This window comes from Hymenobacter gelipurpurascens (assembly GCF_900187375.1).
In the GTDB taxonomy this organism is placed as follows: Bacteria; Bacteroidota; Bacteroidia; order Cytophagales; family Hymenobacteraceae; genus Hymenobacter; species Hymenobacter gelipurpurascens.
Map to the genome: position 1 here is coordinate 1,002,990 of NZ_FYEW01000001.1, position 17,663 is coordinate 1,020,652.

Genomic DNA, 17,663 nt, shown 5'->3' on the forward strand with positions numbered 1-17,663 from the left:
GTGTAAGCCGTGTTTTCTCTCTTTTGAATGACAAAACGTTTCCCCACCTTTCTGCTGGTGCTAGTGGCCACTACCAGCTGTTCGCGAGAAAGTTACTTCCAACCCGATGCCCGGGTGGCCTACCCGGCTCCCTTGCTCGCCGCCGCCGACAGTGCCCTGGTAACAGCCGGGCGCCATTACCAACGCGGCCCCCTGGGCCGGCTACTGCTGGGAGCCCACTACCGCAAAGTGTGGGCCACGCCGGTCACACTGCCAGTGTTCAAGCCGGCCACTGTGGTGAATGGAGGCCTGAAGTTTGGAAAGCTGGGCGGCGGCTTCCAGACCACCAGTGCCACGCTGCTGGCCTCAAGCGGCCGGAGCTATGCCCTGCGCAGCATCGATAAAGACCCGTACAAAACGCTGCCCAAAGTACTGCGCCAGGGCTTCGTGCTGACGACTGTTCGGGATGCTACTTCGGCCGGAATGCCCTACGGCGCTTTTGTAGTGCCGGCTCTGGCGCAGGCCGCCAAGATACCGCACGCAACGCCTCGCCCCTACTACATCCGGCCCGATGAAGATGGCCTAGGCGAGGCTTCGGCCCGGCTGCGGGGCAAGGTGGTGATGCTGGAGCAAAAGGTGGAAGGCGAGGAAAATATTGTGGGCGCTCTGAAGGGCGCAAGAGCGCTGGAGGAGTCTGAGAAAATGCTGGAAGAGCGTTATCATTCGCCGGAGCACAGCATTGATGAAGCCGCCTTTCTGCGAGCACGCCTGCTTGACTTGTGGATGGGCGACTGGGACCGGCATGAAGGGCAATGGAACTGGGCCGCCTACAGCCAACCCAACGGCAAAACTCTCTGGCGCCCCATTCCACAAGACCGCGACCAGGTATTTTTCCGGTTTGATGATGGCCTAGTTTCCTGGCTGGTGAGCCGGATAGTCCCGAAGTTTCGAACCTTCAAGCCCCATTATGAAAGCATAGAAGGCTACACACGCAACGCGAGCTTTATAGACGAACGCGCCCTGAGTAGCATGCCCCGAGAGGCCTACAGCAGTACCGCCCAGGAGCTGCAGCAGCTTCTCACCGATGAGGTGATTCATGCGGCCGTTCAGAAAGGACTGCCCCGCGAAGTGTATGCGCTGGAAGGTGCCCGCATGGAAGCCAAGCTACGTGCCCGGCGGGCTACCCTACCGCAGGCAGCCGAGGAATTTTACCAGCTGCGCGCACGCCGCGTGGTGGTAGCCGGCACCGACCAGGCCGAGCGGTTTGTGGTCGAGCGGCTCCATGACACAGTCACGGTGGTTTCGGTCTATACTTTGGGCACTAAAAAGGATTCCCTGCTGTACCGCCGCCGCTTCAACCCCGCCGATACCCGCCAAGTGGTGCTGCATGGCCTAAAGGGCAAAGATGAGTTTACGGTAACAGGTTCGGTGGCCCGCTCCCCTTTCATTGATATTTACGGCGGCCCGGAGGAGGACACCATCAACGATTCATCGGGGGTGAGTGGCCTACGCAAGAAAACCCGCATCTATGATACCAAGCGCAACACCGTGTTTGAAATAGGACCCGAAACCAAAGACCACCGCTCCCGGGGCGTCTCCACCCACGCCTTCGACCGCGACGGCTCAGGGAGATAATAGGTGGTGAAATAGTGAGGTTGAGGTTCTGGTGGCCTGCACGGTTCAGAAGGCCTAGGCATGTCATTGCGAGGAGGCACGACAAAGCAATTTTTCTTTCCCATTGCACAAGCCGTTAATACACTAAGAAGCCCTTACCACCACAATGGAGGTAAGGGCTTCTTAGTGTAGGCCAGCAGTTGGCGCGACTGGAAAGAAAGATTGCTTCGCTCCGCTCGCAATGACACGCTAGGCCTAGCTCAATAGAACGACCAACTCAGTTATTCCCTCGGTCCAGCTCTTCCAGCATCTCCAGCACCATGTGCTCTGTGGGCGTGAGCAGGTCGTCTTCGGCAGGGTCGGCATTGTGGCGGCGGAGGTAGTCGATGAGTTGATCGGAGTTGAATAGCTCGACTACTTGTGGATGGATATAGTATTTAGAGCACACGGTGGGCGTGTTGCCCAGGTTCTGGGCTACATCCCGCACGGCCCGTTTTAGGGTTTTGGGCTTCGGAAACTCGGGCTCCTCCTCAATTATAGATTCCAGACACTCCACCATTTTCACGGTGCCGCCCCAGGTACGGAAGTCCTTGGCCGACAGCTTCAGGCCCGTAACTTCCTGCAGATACGCATTCACATCGCCCGATTCCAGCTCGGCGCGGTGCCCGTCGGGGGCATAATACTGAAATAGGTGCTGCCCTGGTATCTCCTTGCACTTCTGCACTAGGCGGGCCAGCTTCCGGTCATGAATGGTCAGGTCGTGGGCCACGCCTTTTTTACCCACAAAGGCAAAGCGTACATCGGCGCCATTTACTTCCACATGCCGGTCGCGGAGTGTGGTGAGGCCGTACGTTTTGTTCTTCTTGGCGTACTCCTTATTCCCAATCCGGATAAACGACTGGTCCATCAGGGTCAGGACAATAGCAATTACTTTGGGCTTATCCAGCTTGGGGCGGGCCAGGTCTTTCTGAATCTGCAGGCGCAAATCGGCCAGCTTCTCCCCAAACGCGCGCAGGCGGCTGAACTTGGTAAGGCTGCGGGCCTCGTCCCAGGCGCCGTGGTAGAGGTATTGCTTGCGACCTTTGGCGTCGCGGCCAGTTACTTGCAGGTGGGTGTTGGGCGAGGGCGAAATCCATACATCCGTCCAGGCCGGCGGAATCACGAAGCCGTTGATGCGGGCCAGCGTTTTCTCATCCGTAACGGGCTCTCCTTTGGCACTCAGATACTGAAAGCTGCCCTCGGCGGCGGGCTGGCGCGTAATGCCGGGCTTAGCATCGGTGAGGTAGCGCAGGCCGGCCAGTTCGGCTTGGCGAGCCGGGTCTTTGTAAAGCAGGTGCGCCTCTTCCAGGGGATCAAGACGTTTCTTTTGGGTTTTGGGGCGGGCAGTGCTGAGGGACATAAACAGAACAGAAAAGCCCGCGGGCCGGAAGTGGCCTACGGGCGTTTAGCTCTACGCAAAAACCGCCGGAAGTGATGCCGGGGTAGCTCAACGCTTCGGCTGCCGCAAAAGCGCTCCGGCAGCTAAGGCGAAGGCGCGGAGCATCATCACCAGAAAGCAAGGCCCGAGCTGCTCAACACTATTTTTTTGGGCCTGATAATCCGATAAATAGCGCCAATGCGTTTAAAACGGCAACCACTGGCTTTGCGTGGCCGTACCGGAGCGGCGTGCTTTTGGCATCGTATTTTCTAGTGTGCTTTTACCATCCGCTCTTTTTTCACTTACTCTCCTTCCTGTTCATGCGTCGCACCTTGCTAAAGCCCTGGCTGTATTTAGGCCTTTTTCTAACTCTCGGCTCGATGGCCTCCTGCTCCAAAGACGGCGACGGTGTCATCCTGTTTTCGGTGGAAGACGATAAGGCCCTTGGCGTTAAAGTCGCCCACCAAACCGATTCTACTTACCGCGCTCAGGGCCAGCTGCTGGAAAAAAGCAGCAATGCCCGCGTCTACGCGCTGCTCAACCAAATCGTGACGCGGGTTCTCAACTCGGGCCAGCTGCAGTACCGCAACGAGTTTCCCTGGGATGTGCAGATCATCAAGGATGATAAGACGCTAAATGCCTTTGCTACGCCCGGCGGCCACATCTACGTATTCTCGGGCCTGATTAAGTTTCTGGATAGCGAAGACCAACTGGCCGGTGTGCTAGGCCACGAAATTGCCCACGCCGACCGCCGCCACACCTCGCGCCAGCTACAGCAGCAGTACGGCATTAGTGTGCTGCTGAGTGTGCTGCTGGGCGAAAACCCGAACCAGCTGGCCCAGATTGCTACTGGCCTAGGGCAGCTCAAATTCAGCCGCGACTATGAGCGCGAGGCCGATGAGTACTCTGTAGTATATCTGAACGGCACCAGCTATTACGCTTGTGATGGTGCGGCCGGCTTCTTCATCAAGGCCCAAACGCAGGGCCAGGCCAGCACCCCCGAATTCCTGAGCACCCACCCCGACCCCGGCTCCCGGGTAGAGGCCATTCAAACGAAGGCCGACCAGCTGGGCTGCCGCAACCGTACCTCTAGCAGTGCTTCGCTCAATGAGCTCAAGAGCTTGCTCTAGGCCACTGATGCTGAACGAAAAAGGCTTTTTGCTTCGGCAGAAGGCCTTTTTTTATGCCCTTCTTTTGAGGCTGGGCGCAACGAAAGACCTAAGGTTCACCGTAGGCCTATTCCATCTACTCTTGCTTTCTTTACGGTTCTATGGCTTCACTACTCGACAAATTCAACGACTGGGCCGAGCGGACCGATGATGCCCTGACCCGGGCCCGGGCGCGCCTGGGCCTGCTGCACCCGCTGCAGATGGTCCCCTACCGCAGCTACGGTACCCCTACCCGTCTGTACATAAAAGGTCGCCTGCTCACGGATAAGGGCATAAAGGAGCCCGGCGCAACCGACTCGCGGTGGCAGAACCTGCTGAACATGTATCGCCGCTTCGATAGCAACGAAATCAGCGGCGCTCTGCTCTCTGTGCGCCCGGCTGATGGCAGCGCGCACGCCGTCGTGACCGATGACGAAGGGTACTTCACCCTAAACCTGGAGCCAACCGTACTGCCCGAACCCATTGATTATTTGTGGTACCCAGTAGATGTGCTGCTGGAAAAGTCGCCGCCCCCGTTTCCGGCCGCGCTCAACCTCCGCACCCAGGCCATGGTGCTCATTCCGCCGCCCGACGCCGAGTATGGCATCATATCAGATCTGGATGATACCGTCATTCAGACCTCTGCCACCGATTTGCTGCGCATGGCCCGCACCGTATTGTTGCGTAATGCCCGCTCCCGGATGCCATTTAAAGGCGTAGCCGAGTTTTACCGGTCGTTGCAGCTGGGGCGTAATGGGAAGCGCAACAACCCGTTTTTCTACGTGAGCAGCTCGCCTTGGAATCTGTATGATCTGCTGGAAGACTTCCTAGACCTCAACAATATTCCGCCCGGCCCCCTGCTGCTCCGCGATATGGCCATGAAGCGCAAAGAAGCCGGCGCAACTTCGGAGCACCACGGCCACAAGCTTAAGGAAATCGACAACCTGCTGCTCACGTACCCGGAGCTGCCCTTCGTGCTCATCGGCGACTCGGGCCAGGAAGATGCCAACATCTACCGCGAGGTGGTGCGCCGCTACCCTGGCCGCATTCTGGCCGTGTACATACGCGACGTAAATTTGCCAGAGCGTGCCGCCCTGGTAGAACGCGTTTCGGAGGAATTGCGGAATGATAAAGTGGAAATGCTGCTGGTGAAAGACACCGTTCAAGCGGCCGAGCACGCGGCCCAAAAGGGCCTGATCTTCCAAGAGGCAATTCAGGCGGTAGAAACCGAGAAGCGCAAAGATGAAGCCGCTGAACCCAACGGCACGGAAGAAACTACCGGTGAGCCGGTGATGAAGTAGTCTGGCGGCTATGCATCGTGTCGGCTCTTTGCGTCTCACTTACTGAGTAAAACCGCTCCTTTCCCCGTTTCATGCATGTTGAGTTGAGTCTTCTGGAGCACTGGCTGACGGGCTGGAGCCTTGCCCGCGGCTTACCGCTTCCCCAGCCCTACGGCGAGGGATTAGTGGTGGAAGTAGGCTGGCCCGAGCAGGTGCGGCGCTACGTATTTGTGGAGGCCAGAGAAGCTTTACAAAACTGTGCCGCCCACATTCAGGACCCGTTTATTTACCTCAAGGCCGCTGTACAGCCAGCTCAGTTGCGGCGGGCGCTGCCTCCTGCCTGGCAGATTGAACTACCCCGGTATTTCATGCGCTGCCCCACCATGATGGCTCCGCTTAGCTCACTGCCCGCTAGCTATCAGGCGCAAACAGCCGTAGAACACGGGGCTTACGTGATCCGCTTGCTCGATACCACAGGCCAGACCGCAGCAATAGGCCGCGTTGTGCTGCACCGTGGAACGGCAGTATTCGACCGGATCGAAACGCGGGAACCCCACCGCAACAAAGGGCTCGGCACCAGCCTGATGCTTGCTCTGGATGCCTTGGCACAAGAAGCCGGCGTTTCTGAGCGCTTACTGGTGGCCACGGAAGCAGGTCGGGGGCTGTACCAGCGGCTGGGGTGGGAAGTAATATCCCCCTATTCCACTGCCTTCCTTCCGGCTTCTTAAGGCTTTAGGAGTATTACCCGTTTGTCACCTGCTAGCACCTTCCCTAGCTCGAATGATCGGCTACGATTACCCACTGGCCATTTATGCGCCGAAAAACCAGCAGAAAGTGGCCTTCTAGGTCGCCAGCGGCTGGGCGGGCCAGGTGCCAGCGACCAATAACGTGGGCCGCATCGGGGTTGAGAGGCTGAATGCGCAGGTTAGAGAAATCAAGCTGGCCCATGGCCTCGGGGGTTGGGTAGCTGCGGCGGTAGTTATCCAGCGTAGGCTGCCAGCCATATGTGAGGCCTTTCTTGCCGATGAAAACCAGGGAGTCATCGTGCCAGTAGCCCTCCATGTAGGCTGCTACATCGCCCCGGTTCCAGGCGGCAGTTTGCGTTGTCAGCACGCGCACAATTTCCGGGCGCGGGTTACCCGACTGGCCTAGCGGCTGGGTGGTGGTGCAAGCGGAGAGCAGGCACAGGCCTAGGCCACCTGAAAGCAAGTATCGGTTCATAATAAGCTGTTGGATTTAGTCTTCCAGGAGCGTGCGCACGTAGGCCGGGCCACCCAGCCGGCGCATATTGCGCAGCACCCGCTGCTGCTTGGCGCGGGCCTGCGGGCCGGGGTTGCTGGCCCGGAAACGCAAGGGATTGGGCAACACCCCTGCCAGCAGTGCTGCTTCCTGAGGGCTGAGCTTGCTGGCCGACTTATGAAAATACTGCTGCGAGGCGGCCTCCACTCCAAAAATACAGTCGCCCATTTCGGCCACGTTCAGGTACATCTCCATAATGCGGCGCTTGTCCCAGAGCAGCTCAATAAGGATGGTAAAGTATGCCTCGGCCGCTTTGCGCACGTAGCTGCGCCCTTGCCACAAAAACACGTTTTTGGCCACCTGCTGCGAGATGGTGCTACCGCCGCGCAGCTGTTTTCCACCGCTCATGTTCGACTTGGCCGCCTTCAACAGGGCATCTCCATCAAAACCATGATGCAGCAGAAAGCGCTGGTCTTCGGCGGCCACCAATGCCAGCGGCACGTGCGCCGAAACCTCCTCAATGGTGAGGAAACTGTAGTTGATGCGCCGGTCTTCTTCCCGGATTCCATAATACCCTTTGCCCACCGGCGCGTGGGCCCGGCGGTCTAGCATCAGCCAGGTAGCGGGCGGCGAAACCCAGCGGTACACCAGCACCCAGGCTACCGAAGCCAGAAACATAGCCGCTACCACTTGTAGGCCTATCCGTCCGGCACGACTCAACTGCCTTTTATACGTATTGTTCAAAACAGAAATCCCGCTAAATACTTTAGTTCTTACTTCCTGCGGCCGGGGCAGCGAGGCAAAAGTAGCAGAAATCGGGGTCCGGCTTCTCTACCTATGCCCAATTCTGCGGCAGCTACGTACCGGGTTCGTGAGCTTACTGCTTGAACTTTAATAGTTTAAAAAAGCCCAAGCCGAAGTTTTGTAGGCCACTCCTTTCGCTCCGGACTGGCCTACGGAAAGGATTCGCCAACCCTCGCTCACTGGTAAAAACTTCCCTACTGAACTCTATGCTCCCCTCCTCACACGCGCATCAACACCCGCACCCGGAAGACCACCTGACCAGCTCCGCCATGTTGCAGGATATCGTGATAGGCCTTTCTGATGGCCTGACGGTGCCTTTCGCTTTGGCGGCGGGCCTGAGCGGGGCTGTAGATTCCTCGGCACTGGTTATTACGGCGGGTCTGGCGGAAGTGGTAGCGGGTTCCATTGCCATGGGGCTGGGCGGCTACCTGGCCGGCCGCACTGAGATTGAGCATTACGATGCCGAGCTGGCGCGGGAGCACCGCGAAGTGCAGGAAGTACCGGAAACGGAACGTGCCGAAGTGGATGAGCTGCTGGCCGAAATGGGTCTTTCGGCAGCTACCCGCGAAGCCGCCGTGCGCGAGCTGACCTCCAACCCCGAGCAGTGGGTTCACTTCATGATGAAGTATGAGCTGGGCCTGGAAAAACCAGATCCTAAGCAAGCCCCTAAAAGCGCCGCCACCATCAGCCTGGCCTACGCCGTGGGTGGCCTGATTCCGCTGAGCGCCTATTTCCTTACTGAAACGCCGAGTGAAGGATTGCTCTGGTCGGCCATCATTACGCTTGTGTGTCTGCTGGTGTTTGGCTACTTCAAGAGCCGCATGACGGGGCAGCCGCCCGTTTGGGGTGCCCTCAAAATGGCCGGCACCGGCGCTTTGGCCGCCGCCGCCGCCTTTTTTGTGGCCCGGCAGTTCAGCTAACTGGCCTAGGAAGTCAGGTGCAACCACTCTGCGATGTAATCGAGCCCCAGGTACGCAATACCTGACTGATTACGCATGGGTGGCAGGGGTGGTACGCAACAGCAGGTAGCCCAACGTGCCGGCAAGCAGAGAAGCCAACAGAATGGCAATTTTCGCAACCGCCTGCCCTTCTGAATGCTCGCCCAGGGCCAGCAGGGTGATGAATATGGACATGGTAAACCCGATACCAGCCAGCACGCCGGCCCCCATAAGGTGCCGCCAGCTCACGCCTTTGGGCAGGGCACTTCGGGTGATGAACTGCATGAGCCCACAAACCAGGCCTATTCCCAACGGTTTGCCAACCACCAGGCCTACCAATATTCCCAGACTCAGCGGAGAGGCTAACTCCTGGATTGCGCTAGGCTCGATGATGAGACTGGTATTGGCGAAGGCGAAAAGCGGAATAATGCCGAACGATACCACCCCGTGCAACCGCTGCTCCAAGCGCTGCGCCGGCGAGCTGATGGTTTCGGCCAACGCTTCCAGTTCCTCACTAATCGTGCGCGGGTCGGCGGTGGTACCGTGTGCTTCCAGGTTGAGAAATTGCAGCTTCTCCTCCAACAAGCGTAACAGCGCGGGTCGGTCGTGGCCGATGCGCGAGGGAATGGTTACGGCCAGCAGCACCCCGGCCAGCGTGGCGTGCACCCCCGATTGCAGCATGTAAAACCACAGCACAAAGCCCAGAGGCAGATAAAACCACAGGCTGCGTAGGCCCAGGCGGTTGAATGCCACCAGTGCCAGCCAGATAACGGCGGCCGTGCCCAAGGCCGAAAGCTCCAGGTGCTGAGTATAGAAACCCGCAATTACCAGCACGGCTCCCAGGTCATCTACTATCGCCAAAGCCGTCAGGAACACCTTCAGCGCCAACGGAATCCGTGGCCCTAACAGATTCAGTACGGCCAGGGAAAAAGCAATATCGGTTGCCATCGGAATGCCCCACCCTCCGGCGGTTGGCGTGCCTCGGTTGATCAGCCAAAACAACAAGGCCGGCATGAGCATGCCCCCAATGGCCCCGGCAATAGGCAAAGAAGCCTGCTTGATGGAAGACAGCTCCCCTTCCAAAACCTCCCGCTTGATTTCCAGGCCTACGATCAGGAAAAACACCGTCATCAGCCCATCATTAATCCAATGCAGCAGGCTCATATTCAATAGGAAGCCTTCAGTTCCTATGTGCACGTGCTTTTCCCAAATAGCCGGGAAATAACGCGCAATTCCCCAGTCAGAATTTGCTAGAACCAAGGCCAGTAAACTTGTAGCCAGCAGCATAATACCACCCGCTGCTTCCCGACGAAAAAACTCATTAAATGGCCGTACCAACGGCCTTATTAGCGGAGAAACTGCTTCCATGTATAAGGGATAGTGTCGGCCCACAGCTGGCCAACCGATGCTGCAAGTACGGTTTTTTTCAGTATGACGTATATTTACGTCATTATATGTCGTATATTTACAACATACTTCATAACACCTCCATGACCTTCGCCAAAACAACCGCCTTCACGGAGGAGCAGCAGCAACTGGCTCGCGTGGCCAAAGCGCTGGCGCATCCCGCTCGCGTGGCAATTATTCAGCTGCTGGCCTCCAAAAACACCTGCATCTCCGGCGATATAGCGGCCGAGCTGCCGCTGTCCCGCACTACCGTATCGCAGCATTTGCAGGAGCTGAAAGCGCTGGACCTGATACGGGGTGAGATTGATGGCCTCACGGTTTGCTATTGCCTAAATACGGAGCTTCTGCGCCAGGTGCACGCGCAGTTCACCAGCTTCTTTCTGGAGGCCACCCCCCCCGGCGCCTGTGCTCCCGATGGCTCCTGCTGCTAACAGAATATTGGCTGACCGCGCAGTACACCATGGCCGCCGCATTCCTTAACCCTCATTTTTTAAGTTTTACCCTTTTAGCCATACCCTCATGAAAACTCCCGTTTTCCCTCGGATGCACGTTTCACTGTACGTGTCCGACCTGACCGCAACGGTTAATTTCTACACGGCTTTCTTTGGACAGCCGGCCACTAAAATCCGTCGGGGCTACGCGAAGTATGTACTCGCCCAGCCTGCTCTGATTATATCCTTCGTGGAGAATCTCGAGCGCGTCGCCAGCAACTTCGGGCACCTGGGTTTTCAGGTGGAAACGGTGGAGGAAATGGAGCAGCGAATGACCAAAGCCCGGACGCAGGGCCTGGTGGCCCGCGAGGAAATGGGCACCAGCTGCTGCTACGCCAAGCAGGACAAGTTCTGGGTGAATGACCCCGACGGCGTGGAATGGGAGGTTTACTACTTTCATGAGGATGCCGAGTTCAATGACCCACGCTACCAGCAGGAATACGACCAGGCCAATGGCAGCAGCCAGTGCTGCATTGCGCCTGCTACGTCTGCCGCCGCCGTGCCGGAAGAAGTATTGACCACCGCACCCATGGCTTTCACGCTGGTAGATGCCACCCCAGCTAACTCACCCGCTGCCGCCTGCACACCCGGCGGCGGATGCTGCTAGGCCACTCTCAGCCAATTGTGCCGGCTCAATATACATCCGCCCTGGTGGCCTAGGCCACTCCGAGCACTTGGCCTAGGCCCGACGTGGGCTAGCAGGAAAAGCAGGGCAAAGACTTTAGTGCCCTACCCTCTTTACTGGCGTTGTTGGCACACTATATTTTATTTACCCCATATTCATGGCTATGCTAATCAAACCACTGCTTGAAACGCACTGGCCAGCGGTACGAGCTATTTACGAGGCTGGCATAGCGACCGGAAATGCTACCTTCGAAACCCAGGCCCCTACCTGGGAAGCCTGGGACCGTGGCCACTTGGCCTACAGCCGCCTGGTAGCCACCTCCGATGACGGCACGGTGCTGGGCTGGGCGGCCCTGAGCCCAGTTTCGGGGCGCTGCGTATATGGCGGCGTGGCCGAAATCAGCATTTATATTGCGCCGGAAGCTCGGGGGCAAGGCGTAGGCCGGCAATTGCTGCAGGCGCTTATTGCCGACTCCGAGGCCAATGGCATCTGGACGCTGCAGGCCGGTACGTTCGAGGAAAACAAAGCCAGCATCGGGCTGCATACGCAGGCTGGCTTTCGGGTGATAGGCTACCGCGAACGAATCGGGCAGCACCATGGTGTGTGGCGCAACACTGTGCAGATGGAGCGGCGCAGCCCGGTAGTGGGTGTGCCCGCTCCAGAAGCCCATTAGCCGCCTCAGTCGGTTCTCATAAGCCAGTCGATTGTCGTAGTTCCCGTGGTTCACTGTATGTCAGAGAAGAAAAATATTCTGGTGCTGTGCACTGGCAACTCCTGCCGCAGCCAGCTACTGCACGGCTACTTGGAGCAGATGCTGGCGGGCCGGGCTACCGTGTATTCAGCGGGCATTGAAACCCACGGCCTCAACCCGCGGGCCGTGCGCGTAATGCAGGAAGCCGGCCTAGACATCTCTCACCACACTAGCAACCACGTAGATGAGTATGCCGCCGTGCCGTTTGACTATGTTCTGACAGTGTGCGACCATGCCAACGAGGTGTGCCCGGTGTTCCCTTCCAGCGCAAAACGCCGGCACCATAACTTCCCGGATCCGGCCAAAGCAACCGGTACCGAAGAGGAAATCATGCAACAGTTCAGGAACGTGCGCGACCAGATACAGGCCTACGCGCAGGATTTTGTGCGCAACGAATTCGCGGAGGCCTAAGCGCCTCCTTACTTTCCCCCGATGGAACCACGCGTGGCCGATGTAGTTGTGATTGGGGCCGGGCAGAGTGGCCTAGCCGTAGCTTATTACCTGCGCCGTGCCGGAGTTTCGTATGTGCTGCTCGACGCGGAGCCGCGGCCGGGCGGAGCCTGGCCCCACGGCTGGAACTCCCTGCGCCTGTTTTCACCCGCCGATGCCAGCTCGCTGCCCGGTTGGCTGATGCCTCGCCCACCCGACAACAGCTTCCCCGCGCGCGACTGGGTTATCGACTACCTCACCCAGTATGAGCAGCGTTACGACCTTCCCGTAATACGGCCTGTGCGGGTCAGCGCCATTGTCCGTAAGGATGACAGCTTCCTGGTAGAAACCGACCACGGCTCGTGGCGTGCCCGCGCCGTAGTGAGTGCCACCGGTACTTGGAGTCAGCCTTTTGTTCCGCCCTACCCTGGCCTGGCGGAGTTTAGTGGCCTACAGCTGCATTCGGCCCAGTATCAAAGTCCGGTGCCCTTTGCCGGAAAGCGGGTGCTGGTAGTAGGCGGCGGCAATTCTGGGGCGCAGATTCTGGCTGAGCTATCGGGGGTAGCTACCGTGGTGTGGGTTACGGAAAAGCCCCCGCATTTCCTGCCCGATAACGTGGACGGGCGCGTGCTGTTTACGCAGGCCACCCAGCGCTACCAGGCCGGAGAGGAACTTGCCCCACCCGCTTCGCTGGGAGATATTGTGATGGTAGAGCCCGTGAAAGACGCGCGCCGCCGGGGTGTTCTGCATAGCCGCGGGCCCTTCAGCCGTTTCACGGCAAGCGGGGTAGTATGGCCTGATGGGCAGGCCGAGCCGTTTGATGCCGTGCTATGGTGTACTGGTTTCAGGCCTGCCCTGGCGCATTTGCAGCCGCTAGGCCTGGTGCAGCCCAATGGCCGGGTGCTTACACAAGGCACCCGCGCCACCCATCTGGCCGGGCTGTGGCTGGTGGGCTACGGTAGCTGGACTGGCTTCGCCTCAGCTACCCTCATTGGGGTAGGCCGCTCCGCCCGCTCCACCGTCCTCGAAATTCAGGCTTTTCTGCATCCAGCGTAGTTTGGCGCAGGGTTTGGGAGAAAAGCCACGATATTGGGCCAGGGTCTCCACCAAAAGCACCATTTGTTTGTTTACGAGTGAAAGGGGACTACTGGCCTCTTTCTCACCAAACAGCCAGCGGCGGTTTTGCGCGTTGGCTTCTATCACGACCAGCCTGTTCCGGCTGCTCTACGGCCGCTGGCCTGCTTACTCTCTCACCTGGTCCGTATGCGCTTGCTTGCTTTGTTTCCTTTGAATCTGGTGGTTTTTCCGGGCGAAAAACTTAACCTGCACATCTTCGAGCCGCGTTACCGGCAGCTCGTGCACGATTGCCTGGAGCAGAATATCACGTTCGGTATTCCGCCCTTTATCAATGATGGCGTGAGCACGCTGGGTACCGAAATGAAGCTGGTGGGCATAGAAAAATCCTATGAGTCGGGGGAAATGGATATCCGGACCAAAGCGCTGGGCGTGTTCCGCATTCGGGAGTTCTACCGCGAGTCGCCGGGCAAGCTCTACGCCGGGGGCCAGATAGAAGACGTGGCTGATGACCATACAGGCGACATCCTGCTCCAGACGCGCATCAAGGAAGAAATTCAGCAGCTATATGATATCCTGGGGCTGCGGCGCCTGTTCTTGGACCTCCCCACCGACTTTCGAGTGTATGATATTGCCCACCATCTGGGCCTCAGCACCGAGCAGGAATACCAGTTGCTGGCTGCTGCCACCGAAACAGAACGGCAGGAGTTGGTGCTGGAACATCTGCAGCAGGTGCTGCCCATTTTGCTGGAAACCGAGCGGCTCAAGGAACGCGCCCGCCTCAATGGGCATTTCAAAAACCTCACGCCCCCGAACTTTTAAGGTGCTTCTTTCCCTGTGCCTAGGCCACCTGGGTGGAACGCCGGCCCCCGGTTCTTGCGTATAGGTAGTTCAACTGGAAAGCCGTGCCTACTTCTACTCTTGTTTTGTATGTATTTGCCCTGCTGGCCTTAGGGGCGGCTGTGTGGCTAAGCTGGCGGTTCTGGCAGGAGCGCCAGTACCGGCGGCGGCCCTACGTGGCGCCGGCCTTCCTCGACTGGGAGCACCAAGCCCCCAATGCCGACGCAGTACCGCTGCACCGCGTGGCCGTACTCGGCGACCCTGGCGCCGTAGCCACCGATGGCACCGATGCCATCCTGAATCTGCTGGAGCGCTGGGAACAGGAAACCGGCCCGGCTGGCACCATCATCATCCTGGGTGATAATATCTATCCGACTGGCCTACCCGCAGTAGAACACCCGGGCCGCGCGGCCGCCGAGGCGCGTTTTAAAACCCTGTTGGCCGCTCTGGCACAGTTTAAGGGCCAGGTAGTGCTGCTCAGCGGCAACCACGACTGGAACAAGGGCCGCCCCGATGGCTGGGAATATCTAAAGCGGCAGGAAGCCTTCGTGCACGAGCAGTTGCCCACGGCGCACTACCTCCCCGAAGGTGGCCTACCAGGGCCTGTAAGCCTGCAGCTGGCGGAAGGCGTGCTGCTCATCGTGCTCAATACCCAGTGGTGGGTGCAGACTGGCCCCCGGCCCGCTGCCGATGCCAAAGAGCCGTTTCGGCAGTTGCAACAGCTGCTGGAGGAAAACCAGCATCAGCGCGTGCTGGTGGCCGGGCATCATCCGCTGTATTCTAATGCTCTGCACGGGGGAAAATTCACGGCCAAGCAGCACGTATTTCCCCTCACTACGGTCAACAAACGGGCCTATGTGCCGCTGCCCCTCATTGGGTCCCTGTTGCCACTATACCGCAAAGTGGTGGGTGCTGCCGAAGACATGGCTCACCCCCGCTACCGTAAAATGCGCCGGCGCCTGCTGCGGGTACTCCAGCAGTTTCCCGGCGTGATATACGCCGCCGGCCACGACCATAACCTGCAGTACTTCCAGAAAAACGGAGGCCATTATCTGGTCAGTGGCGCAGGCAGCAAAACGGCCTTTGTACAAAAAGGCGGCTCCGCCACTTTCGTGCACGAGAACAAAGGCTTCTTCAGCCTGGATTTTTATCCCAACGGCGAAACCTGGCTCCGCACTCTGGAGCCTGCCCCCACAAGTGGCCTAGCCGATGCCTCAGAAGTATTCCGCTTGCGGCTGCAGCCTACCCATGCGGCTGCCCCGGCTGTGGTCCCGCTGGTGGTAGCCGGACGCCGGGTGGCCTAGCGGCCCTGCGTATTCAGGGGCACCAGCACCCGTAGGCTTTTCGGGTTGATTTCCACCTCAATGGGAGTGGGCAGGTTGCACGGCTCGCCGTCAATCTGCACCAGCACCTCCGTTTTGCCGGGTACCGAAATGGTGGCCCGGCGGCAGCAGAGCCGGCGGGTGTAGTCGGAAGCATCAAACCCGCTGGTGTAGAGATTATAGAGAATACCCGGTGCAGCAGCATTGGGAAAAGGATCGATCAGGCAGATTTCAAACTGGCCGTCGTCCAGGGGGCTTTCCGGATTAATGACGACGTTGCTGCCGAAAGTGTTGGCGTTGGCCACGGTCAGCATAAAGGCCGGTCCCTCCCACACTTCCACATCCGTTTGAATATGGTAGGTTTCCGGCTCAAAGCTCAGATATTCCTGTGTGGCAATGCGCACGTAGGCGCCGGGCCCTCGCACATCGCCTTTATCAAACTGCTCTACCACCAGCGCATTAAACCCCAGATCGGCTAGGTGAGCCGAGAATTTGCCCCCTACCCGCACCGTATCCATTACCAGCGTGCGGTGCTCCCAGGTGAGGCGCAGGGCCTGATCTATATCCTGCGGAATCCCCAGATCCTTGGATAAGCCATTGCCGGAGCCCAGCGGCACAATACCCAGCGGCACGGTTCCATTGGTGAGGGCCTCGGCCACCAAGCTCACCGTGCCATCTCCCCCAGCCGCGAAAACGGCATCGTAGGCCACTTCCCGCAGATGGTGCTGGAGATGCTGCAGGTCATCGTCGCCAGTGGTGTGGTAGAATTCTACTTTGCGGCCCCGTTCCAGGCAGTAATCCGTGATTTTGCCTTCAAACTCCGCCTTGTCAATATCGCCCGAGATGGGGTTGAGCACGAAAAGCAGACGTTCTAATTGGGCATGAGCAGCCATAGTACTAAACAAAAAAACAAGAGAAAAGCGGAACAGTACGGCCGCAAATCGTCGATACGATAGCCAGCAAGAGAGGGCTACCTCAGATGAGAAGAATTTGCCGATTCCCCTAACGAAACGTGGCCGACCAAATGGCCGGCCACGACAGTAAAATCGACAGCAGTAACGGTTATGGCTTCAGGTTAGCCGGCAGTCCCTGCGGAAAATCGGTCTGAATATCGCGCTGCAGCTCCTCGATACGGTTGCCGGGGTTGGGGTGAGTGCTCAGAAACTCGGGTGGGCCACCACCCTGGTTGGCTTGTTCCAGCACCTGCATCACCTGAATCATGGCGCGGGGGTCGTAGCCGGCCGATGGGGTGAAATCAACGGCCAACTTATCGGCTTCTAGCTCATCTTCGCGGCCATAGCGCAGCGTCAACAGCTTCCCAACCATGGCGGCGGCAGCAGCGCTGGCCGCCGTTCCTGGCCGGTCTGGGTCGTAGAGGCCGATGGCAGCGGCGCCGGTAAGGCCCTGCGTCAGGTTGGATTTAGCAATTTGCTCAGCCGAGTGCCGCGCAACCACGTGCCCGATTTCGTGGGCCAAAACGCCGGCTACCTGCCCTTCCGTTTTCAGGTTTTTCAGCAGTCCGGCCGTGATGAACACCTGCCCGCCGGGTAGCGCAAAGGCATTGATGGTGTTTTCATCGGCCAGCAGATGAAACTGAAACTTGTAGGCCGTCTGGCCTGCTTTGGTGCTGCGTACAATCTGCTGCCCGATTCTTTCCACGGCCGCGGAGGCTTGTTTATCGGGGTGTAGGCCACCGTACTGTTGGGCCATTTCGGGCGCCGCTTGCAGGCCTAGGGCAATTTCCTGGTCGGCCGTCATATCAATATGCTGCGTTTCGCCGGTCACATCGTTCACGGAGCGTTTGCAGTAGTAGGATATGAGGGTGATGCCCCCCAGAAGCAGGGCAATTATGTAACGAAGGCTTCCTCTCATGGTTGGTGTGAAAAAAGGGAGTGAATAGGGCGGGAAAGGAGAATGAATGTTCCTCTACGGGCTTGTAACGCGCAGCTTGCAGCAGGGTTGCCGGCCCGGATACACCCAAATTTCTCTTAACACCGTATCAGGCCATATCTCCCTTTCTTTGATTGTCTTCCCTTCTTACTCCCTTCGAAATTATGAATCAGAAACGCACATTTGGCAGCATCCTGACCATCCTGGGTATTCTCGGCATCATTGCCGGTGCCCTGGGCTACCTCCAGATTGGCGGTTTGGGCCTGAGCAAGATGAACTCCATTGTTCCCTTCATTGTCGGACTCATTTTCTTCTTCGCTGGCATCAACTTGGTAAAAACCACCGGCGACCGAGCCTAGCTTAGCACTGCAAGCACAGTCTAAAAACAGAAACACCCGACTCACTTGAGTCGGGC

General features: G+C 58.4%; 19 protein-coding genes. 13 read left to right on the forward strand and 6 right to left on the reverse strand.

The window, feature by feature from the left end:
• The first annotated feature begins 27 nt into the window (after positions 1-27).
• Positions 28-1,614: a hypothetical protein gene (locus CFT68_RS04220; protein ID WP_088842163.1), complete on the forward strand. Its 1,587-nt coding sequence runs from the start codon at positions 28-30 to the stop codon at positions 1,612-1,614.
• A 256-nt stretch (positions 1,615-1,870) separates the two neighbouring features.
• On the opposite strand, the gene CFT68_RS04225 is transcribed toward CFT68_RS04220, so the two are convergent.
• On the reverse strand, positions 1,871-2,992 hold the full coding sequence (locus tag CFT68_RS04225) for a DNA topoisomerase IB (RefSeq protein WP_088842164.1): 1,122 nt from the start codon (positions 2,990-2,992) through the stop codon (positions 1,871-1,873).
• A 338-nt stretch (positions 2,993-3,330) separates the two neighbouring features.
• On the opposite strand from CFT68_RS04225, the gene CFT68_RS04230 reads away from it, so the two are divergent.
• From CFT68_RS04230 to CFT68_RS04240, 3 genes are all read left to right on the forward strand, one after another.
• Positions 3,331-4,140: a M48 family metalloprotease gene (locus CFT68_RS04230; protein WP_088843664.1), complete on the forward strand. Its 810-nt coding sequence runs from the start codon at positions 3,331-3,333 to the stop codon at positions 4,138-4,140.
• 140 nt (positions 4,141-4,280) lie between these two features.
• Entirely contained in the window at positions 4,281-5,459 is a 1,179-nt protein-coding gene (locus CFT68_RS04235) for an App1 family protein (RefSeq protein WP_088842165.1), read from the forward strand.
• Between the two features lie 71 nt (positions 5,460-5,530).
• Positions 5,531-6,166: a GNAT family N-acetyltransferase gene (locus CFT68_RS04240; RefSeq protein WP_088842166.1), complete on the forward strand. Its 636-nt coding sequence runs from the start codon at positions 5,531-5,533 to the stop codon at positions 6,164-6,166.
• Between the two features lie 43 nt (positions 6,167-6,209).
• Here CFT68_RS04240 and CFT68_RS04245 read toward each other — a convergent pair whose 3' ends face one another.
• Positions 6,210-6,659: a YybH family protein gene (locus tag CFT68_RS04245; RefSeq protein WP_088842167.1), complete on the reverse strand. Its 450-nt coding sequence runs from the start codon at positions 6,657-6,659 to the stop codon at positions 6,210-6,212.
• 15 nt (positions 6,660-6,674) lie between these two features.
• Positions 6,675-7,421, reverse strand: a complete 747-nt coding sequence (mtgA, locus tag CFT68_RS04250) for a monofunctional biosynthetic peptidoglycan transglycosylase (RefSeq protein ID WP_245815271.1) — start codon at positions 7,419-7,421, stop codon at positions 6,675-6,677.
• A gap of 266 nt (positions 7,422-7,687) precedes the next feature.
• Here mtgA and CFT68_RS04255 point away from each other — a divergent pair, with 266 nt between their 5' ends.
• Positions 7,688-8,401, forward strand: a complete 714-nt coding sequence (locus CFT68_RS04255) for a VIT1/CCC1 transporter family protein (RefSeq protein ID WP_088842168.1) — start codon at positions 7,688-7,690, stop codon at positions 8,399-8,401.
• Between the two features lie 69 nt (positions 8,402-8,470).
• On the opposite strand, the gene nhaA is transcribed toward CFT68_RS04255, so the two are convergent.
• Positions 8,471-9,787, reverse strand: coding sequence for a Na+/H+ antiporter NhaA (nhaA, locus tag CFT68_RS04260; RefSeq protein WP_088842169.1), 1,317 nt, complete (start codon positions 9,785-9,787; stop codon positions 8,471-8,473).
• Between the two features lie 86 nt (positions 9,788-9,873).
• Here nhaA and CFT68_RS04265 point away from each other — a divergent pair, with 86 nt between their 5' ends.
• From CFT68_RS04265 to CFT68_RS04295, 7 genes are all read left to right on the forward strand, one after another.
• Entirely contained in the window at positions 9,874-10,257 is a 384-nt protein-coding gene (locus CFT68_RS04265) for an ArsR/SmtB family transcription factor (RefSeq protein ID WP_245815272.1), read from the forward strand.
• A gap of 88 nt (positions 10,258-10,345) precedes the next feature.
• Positions 10,346-10,924 (forward strand): ArsI/CadI family heavy metal resistance metalloenzyme, encoded by a 579-nt coding sequence (locus CFT68_RS04270; protein ID WP_088842170.1) that lies wholly within the window; start codon positions 10,346-10,348, stop codon positions 10,922-10,924.
• A gap of 181 nt (positions 10,925-11,105) precedes the next feature.
• Positions 11,106-11,615 carry a GNAT family N-acetyltransferase gene (locus CFT68_RS04275; RefSeq protein WP_088843667.1) on the forward strand — a complete coding sequence of 170 codons (510 nt, stop codon included), beginning with the start codon at positions 11,106-11,108 and terminating at the stop codon, positions 11,613-11,615.
• Positions 11,616-11,672: 57 nt separating this feature from the next.
• On the forward strand, positions 11,673-12,104 hold the full coding sequence (locus CFT68_RS04280) for an arsenate reductase ArsC (RefSeq protein ID WP_088842171.1): 432 nt from the start codon (positions 11,673-11,675) through the stop codon (positions 12,102-12,104).
• Between the two features lie 21 nt (positions 12,105-12,125).
• A complete protein-coding gene (locus CFT68_RS04285) occupies positions 12,126-13,178 on the forward strand; it encodes an ArsO family NAD(P)H-dependent flavin-containing monooxygenase (RefSeq protein ID WP_088842172.1) in 1,053 nt (350 codons plus the stop codon).
• Between the two features lie 207 nt (positions 13,179-13,385).
• On the forward strand, positions 13,386-14,018 hold the full coding sequence (locus CFT68_RS04290; protein ID WP_088842173.1) for an LON peptidase substrate-binding domain-containing protein: 633 nt from the start codon (positions 13,386-13,388) through the stop codon (positions 14,016-14,018).
• A gap of 83 nt (positions 14,019-14,101) precedes the next feature.
• The gene (locus CFT68_RS04295; RefSeq protein WP_245815273.1) at positions 14,102-15,340 is read left to right on the forward strand and encodes a metallophosphoesterase; all 1,239 of its coding nucleotides are present in this window, start codon (positions 14,102-14,104) and stop codon (positions 15,338-15,340) included.
• Here CFT68_RS04295 and CFT68_RS04300 read toward each other — a convergent pair.
• Together CFT68_RS04300 and CFT68_RS04305 are read right to left on the reverse strand one after the other, a co-directional pair.
• Positions 15,337-16,251 carry a diacylglycerol/lipid kinase family protein gene (locus tag CFT68_RS04300; RefSeq protein ID WP_088842175.1) on the reverse strand — a complete coding sequence of 305 codons (915 nt, stop codon included), beginning with the start codon at positions 16,249-16,251 and terminating at the stop codon, positions 15,337-15,339. The two genes, CFT68_RS04295 and CFT68_RS04300, sit on opposite strands and share 4 nt — an antisense overlap.
• A 169-nt stretch (positions 16,252-16,420) precedes the next feature.
• Positions 16,421-17,230, reverse strand: coding sequence for a M48 family metallopeptidase (locus tag CFT68_RS04305; protein ID WP_088842176.1), 810 nt, complete (start codon positions 17,228-17,230; stop codon positions 16,421-16,423).
• 182 nt (positions 17,231-17,412) lie between these two features.
• On the opposite strand from CFT68_RS04305, the gene CFT68_RS04310 reads away from it, so the two are divergent.
• Positions 17,413-17,607 (forward strand): hypothetical protein, encoded by a 195-nt coding sequence (locus CFT68_RS04310; protein WP_088842177.1) that lies wholly within the window; start codon positions 17,413-17,415, stop codon positions 17,605-17,607.
• Positions 17,608-17,663: the final 56 nt, after the last annotated feature.

Bases quoted from the DNA above. Each gene is read 5' to 3' on its own strand.
- CFT68_RS04220 (WP_088842163.1), top strand. From the start codon at position 28: ATGACAAAACGTTTCCCCACCTTTCTGCTGGTGCTAGTGGCCACTACC.
- CFT68_RS04225 (WP_088842164.1), bottom strand. From the start codon at position 2,992: ATGTCCCTCAGCACTGCCCGCCCCAAAACCCAAAAGAAACGTCTTGAT.
- CFT68_RS04230 (WP_088843664.1), top strand. From the start codon at position 3,331: ATGCGTCGCACCTTGCTAAAGCCCTGGCTGTATTTAGGCCTTTTTCTA.
- CFT68_RS04235 (WP_088842165.1), top strand. From the start codon at position 4,281: ATGGCTTCACTACTCGACAAATTCAACGACTGGGCCGAGCGGACCGAT.
- CFT68_RS04240 (WP_088842166.1), top strand. From the start codon at position 5,531: ATGCATGTTGAGTTGAGTCTTCTGGAGCACTGGCTGACGGGCTGGAGC.
- CFT68_RS04245 (WP_088842167.1), bottom strand. From the start codon at position 6,659: ATGAACCGATACTTGCTTTCAGGTGGCCTAGGCCTGTGCCTGCTCTCC.
- CFT68_RS04255 (WP_088842168.1), top strand. From the start codon at position 7,688: ATGCTCCCCTCCTCACACGCGCATCAACACCCGCACCCGGAAGACCAC.
- nhaA (WP_088842169.1), bottom strand. From the start codon at position 9,787: ATGGAAGCAGTTTCTCCGCTAATAAGGCCGTTGGTACGGCCATTTAAT.
- CFT68_RS04265 (WP_245815272.1), top strand. From the start codon at position 9,874: ATGTCGTATATTTACAACATACTTCATAACACCTCCATGACCTTCGCC.
- CFT68_RS04270 (WP_088842170.1), top strand. From the start codon at position 10,346: ATGAAAACTCCCGTTTTCCCTCGGATGCACGTTTCACTGTACGTGTCC.
- CFT68_RS04275 (WP_088843667.1), top strand. From the start codon at position 11,106: ATGCTAATCAAACCACTGCTTGAAACGCACTGGCCAGCGGTACGAGCT.
- CFT68_RS04280 (WP_088842171.1), top strand. From the start codon at position 11,673: ATGTCAGAGAAGAAAAATATTCTGGTGCTGTGCACTGGCAACTCCTGC.
- CFT68_RS04285 (WP_088842172.1), top strand. From the start codon at position 12,126: ATGGAACCACGCGTGGCCGATGTAGTTGTGATTGGGGCCGGGCAGAGT.
- CFT68_RS04290 (WP_088842173.1), top strand. From the start codon at position 13,386: ATGCGCTTGCTTGCTTTGTTTCCTTTGAATCTGGTGGTTTTTCCGGGC.
- CFT68_RS04300 (WP_088842175.1), bottom strand. From the start codon at position 16,251: ATGGCTGCTCATGCCCAATTAGAACGTCTGCTTTTCGTGCTCAACCCC.
- CFT68_RS04305 (WP_088842176.1), bottom strand. From the start codon at position 17,230: ATGAGAGGAAGCCTTCGTTACATAATTGCCCTGCTTCTGGGGGGCATC.
- CFT68_RS04310 (WP_088842177.1), top strand. From the start codon at position 17,413: ATGAATCAGAAACGCACATTTGGCAGCATCCTGACCATCCTGGGTATT.